Here is a 3,892-nt window from a genome sequence, read left to right on the forward strand (position 1 = left end):
CTTAAAATACCTCAAGTATTAACAAAAATATAATGATAAAGATAAAGGATAGACTAATTTTTAGGAAATGGTGCTGATAGGCAGATTCGAACTGCCGACCTCACCCTTACCAAGGGTGCGCTCTACCAACTGAGCCATATCAGCATTTCACAAAAATGGAGCGGGCGGCGAGAATCGAACTCGCAGCTTTAGCTTGGAAGGCTAAGGTATTACCACTATACGACGCCCGCTTTTTTGCTATTTTTATCTAAATAGTTTTTAAATTGTAGTCTGATAAAAGAAATGGTGGAGGGAGGTGGATTCGAACCACCGAAGGCGGAGCCGTCAGATTTACAGTCTGATCCCTTTGGCCACTCGGGAACCCCTCCATATTCTTTTTATCTGATAATGAACGTGGTGGTTCAATATCGTATTAATGGTGCCGACTGCCGGAATCGAACTGGCGACCTACTGATTACAAGTCAGTTGCTCTACCAACTGAGCTAAGTCGGCACTACATTAAGTGGAGCGAATTCTAGAGTAATGTATTGTCCCTTGCAATAGGAAATTTAAAAAAAAAGCATGTTTTTGATCGATTGGTGTATTTTTACCCAAATAAGGGGTTCAAGAAATTGTTTTCATTCAGTTATAACGCTGTAGACCGTGAAATATAAGATTATTCTCTATGCAATAGTGGTGATTAATTAAATTAGATAAATTTTTAGCATTTCCCCCAGATAAAATAATTAATTCTACACGAGTATTTTGTTTTTCGGCTTCAACTAATGCTATTTCAATTGTACCTAATGTGGCAGCCCAACAAGCATTATTAACATTTTCTTGTGTGTTAGAGCCAAAGCTAACTTGGGGTAATGCTGTTTTTTCTACTTTCACTTTAGAAGTGTTTTCAAATAAACTTATCCTCATCATGTCTATTCCAGGTAATATCCATCCTCCTTTGTGTTTACCATTAGCCGCTACTAAGTCGAGCGTCGTGGCAGTGCCTGAATCGATAATTAGTATATTTTTCATTGGGTACAGTTTAGCCGCCCCCAATAAGGCTAACCAACGATCTACTCCCAAGGCTATTGGCTCTTGATAAAAAGAAGTTACACCAAAGCGCGCTGCTTCACTTTCGATAATTCTTAATTGAATAGCGTTTTTTTTAGACCATTGCTTAATTGTATCGGTTGTTGAGGTTTTACTTACGGTTGCTAAAATTATTTTTTCTAATCCCAACCAGTTTTCATCTAGCCAATCATGAGTAAGTTTCTCATTAGGTATGACTTGATACTGCCCTGAGTTTAAATTTTCAACCGTTATGTACTTAGTTCTACTATTGCCAATATCAACCAGTAAGCTCATTGTGCTGCTCTCAAACTAACTTCCCCACCATAAATCGGCTTTATCACACCATTTACTTCTAACATTAACGCGCCTTGACTATTTATACCTCTGCATATGCCTTGTGTAATCCTATCACCGGTAATTAGTTGTACAGGTTTATTCAAAAATACATCCTGCTGATGCCATTCATCAATCATAACGGCAAGTCCTTGTTCCTGGTGTAATGTCAAACGGTCAATTAAGCATGAAATTATCGTTGAACACAGCTGATTACGATCAATGTCTACTTGATAATGTGATTGTAAATCTGTCCAAGGCTGATCAATATCTTTTGCGCTATTTTCCGGCATTTTTAAATTTAGCCCTATCCCGATAATACTGTGACTAAGCTCTGAAACCTGGCCCTCTAACTCTATCAATATGCCTGCTAATTTAACCCCGTCGATGTAAATATCATTGGGCCATTTTAATTGCACGTTTAAATTAAGTTCTTGTTTAATTGCATCACTTACTGCCAATGCACTAACTAAGCTTAACCCCATTGCAGCCGCTAATCCTTGTTCTAGTTTCCAATACATTGATAAATATAAGTGAGATCCAAAAGGAGATACCCATTGACGGCCACGACGTCCCCGGCCAGCACTCTGGTATTCAGCTAGACAGACTTGACCTTGGCTAAGATTAGAATCTTTCTCTTCATTTTGTTTAGATAACAAACGCATCAGATAACTGTTAGTTGAATCTATAAGTGTATGAACCTCTACGGTATTAGTTTTTCCATTAGCAGATAGATAATTATTTATCTGTCTTTGTGATAATAATGTTAACGGTTGAGCAAGTTTGTAGCCTTTACCCGTCACACTATAAATATCCAGTCCCAACTCTGTTAATGCTTTAACATGTTTAGATACTGCTGTCCTCGAAACACCTAAAAGCTCACCTATATGCTGACCAGAAACAAAAACTCCTCCAGAAAGTGCTTTAATCAACTCTTCACGTATCATACTTGTCATTGTTGCTTTAACTCTTCAAATTTAATTTCACCTTTTGAGGTTACCATTTTTACTTCTGGCTCAAGTAATATAGCAAATTTATCAAAAACACATTTTTGAATATAAAAGGCAAGCTCAACAACATTTTTCCCTGTACCATTTTTAAAGTTTATCAGTACTAGCGCTTGCTTATTGTGCACACCGACATTATTAGTTCGATATCCTTTTAATCCACACTGTTCAATTAACCAACCTGCTGCTAGCTTAATTTGTTCTCCGGCATGCGGATAATATGGAATATTTGGGTAGGTGGTTTTCAAATGAGATAGTTGAGATTTCTCGACAATAGGATTTTTAAAAAAACTACCTGCATTAGGCAGTATTTTCGGATCAGGCAATTTACTTTGTCTAAGTAATATCACTTTTTCCATGACTTCTCGTGCAGAAACATCTTTAGGTAAACGATCTAAACCGCTATAAGTAAGATTGGCTTGCCACTGCTTCTCTAACTTTAAAACAACATGAGTTACCAACCCTTTATTGTATAATTTGTTTTTAAAAATACTTTCCCTATAACCAAATTGACATGAGGAATTATCAATTTTTTTTTGCTCTCTAGCTTTAAAATCAAACCAATGTATTTCTAAGCAAAAGTCCGAAAATTCAGAACCATAAGCGCCAATATTTTGAATCGGTGCTGCACCAACGCTTCCAGGGATTAATGCTAAATTTTCTAAACCAAACATATTATGTTCAATACAAAAAGTGACTAAATAATGCCAATTTTCACTCGCTCCTACCGTAACAATGAAATCTGTTGGTGTTTCGTTAACTTCAATACCTTTAAATTGTGGTGAAATAATAGTGGGTGCTAGCTGTTCAGTAAATAATGTATTACTACCCTCACCTAAAATGTAAAATTGACCATCTTTAATCTCAGGCATCGACATAAGATCATCAAAGCTATTGGGAGTAAGTATCTCTGAACAAGTAGCATCTATGGCAAAAGTATTATTACGTTTAAGGGAATTTAACTGGGACGATTTCATTGCCTATATACTCAGAGGGTGGTTTAGAATTAGTAACAAAGAAAGTATTGTACGCATATTTTCTATAAGCTTACATTGTTAATCTATCTAAGTTAAATTTAATCATGATTAGCTACCGTGAAATTAAAGTAACAGAAAGCAAAAAGCCCGTCACTTTCGTAACGGGCTTCTCTAAAAGGAAGTTTAGCAATGTGCTACTCTCACATGGGCTTACCTGCAACATGAGTCACACTACCATTGTTACCATTACTACCTATTAGCCCTATCACATTAAACGATATAGCCAGTAAAGCTTACGATTGAGCTAAACGTTTAATCACTAAAGCAACAAAAAGCAAAAAGCCCGTCACTTTAGTAACGGGCTTTTCTAAAAGGAAGTCTAGCAATGTCTTACTCTCACATGGGTTTACCTGCAACATGAGTCACACTACCACTGTTACCATTACTACCTATTAGCCCTATCACATTAAACGATATAGCTAGTTAAGCTTACGATTGAGCTCAACGTTTAAAAACTAAAGTAAC

The 3,892-nt window shown here is 36.6% G+C and carries 3 protein-coding genes and 4 tRNA genes; all 7 read right to left on the minus strand.

What is annotated here, in order from left to right:
- Window positions 1-68: 68 nt before the first annotated feature.
- The 7 genes from AC27G3_RS17990 to murB all read right to left on the minus strand — a co-directional run bounded on the left by AC27G3_RS17990 (window position 69) and on the right by murB (window position 3,367).
- Window positions 69-144 (minus strand) — tRNA-Thr (locus AC27G3_RS17990).
- 12 nt (window positions 145-156) lie between these two features.
- Window positions 157-230: transfer RNA gene (locus tag AC27G3_RS17995), tRNA-Gly, on the minus strand.
- 53 nt (window positions 231-283) lie between these two features.
- Window positions 284-368: transfer RNA gene (locus AC27G3_RS18000), tRNA-Tyr, on the minus strand.
- A 48-nt stretch (window positions 369-416) separates the two neighbouring features.
- A tRNA-Thr gene (locus AC27G3_RS18005) sits at window positions 417-492 on the minus strand.
- Window positions 493-621: 129 nt separating this feature from the next.
- The gene (locus AC27G3_RS18010; protein ID WP_487123998.1) at window positions 622-1,344 is read right to left on the minus strand and encodes a type III pantothenate kinase; all 723 of its coding nucleotides are present in this window, start codon (window positions 1,342-1,344) and stop codon (window positions 622-624) included.
- The gene (birA, locus tag AC27G3_RS18015; protein WP_487124000.1) at window positions 1,341-2,339 is read right to left on the minus strand and encodes a bifunctional biotin--[acetyl-CoA-carboxylase] ligase/biotin operon repressor BirA; all 999 of its coding nucleotides are present in this window, start codon (window positions 2,337-2,339) and stop codon (window positions 1,341-1,343) included. Before birA ends, AC27G3_RS18010 begins: the two co-directional genes overlap by 4 nt.
- Window positions 2,336-3,367: a UDP-N-acetylmuramate dehydrogenase gene (gene murB, locus AC27G3_RS18020; protein ID WP_487124001.1), complete on the minus strand. Its 1,032-nt coding sequence runs from the start codon at window positions 3,365-3,367 to the stop codon at window positions 2,336-2,338. Before murB ends, birA begins: the two co-directional genes overlap by 4 nt.
- Between the last annotated feature and the right edge of the window lie 525 nt (window positions 3,368-3,892).

The organism is Colwellia sp. SU-HH01217 (assembly GCF_057543495.1).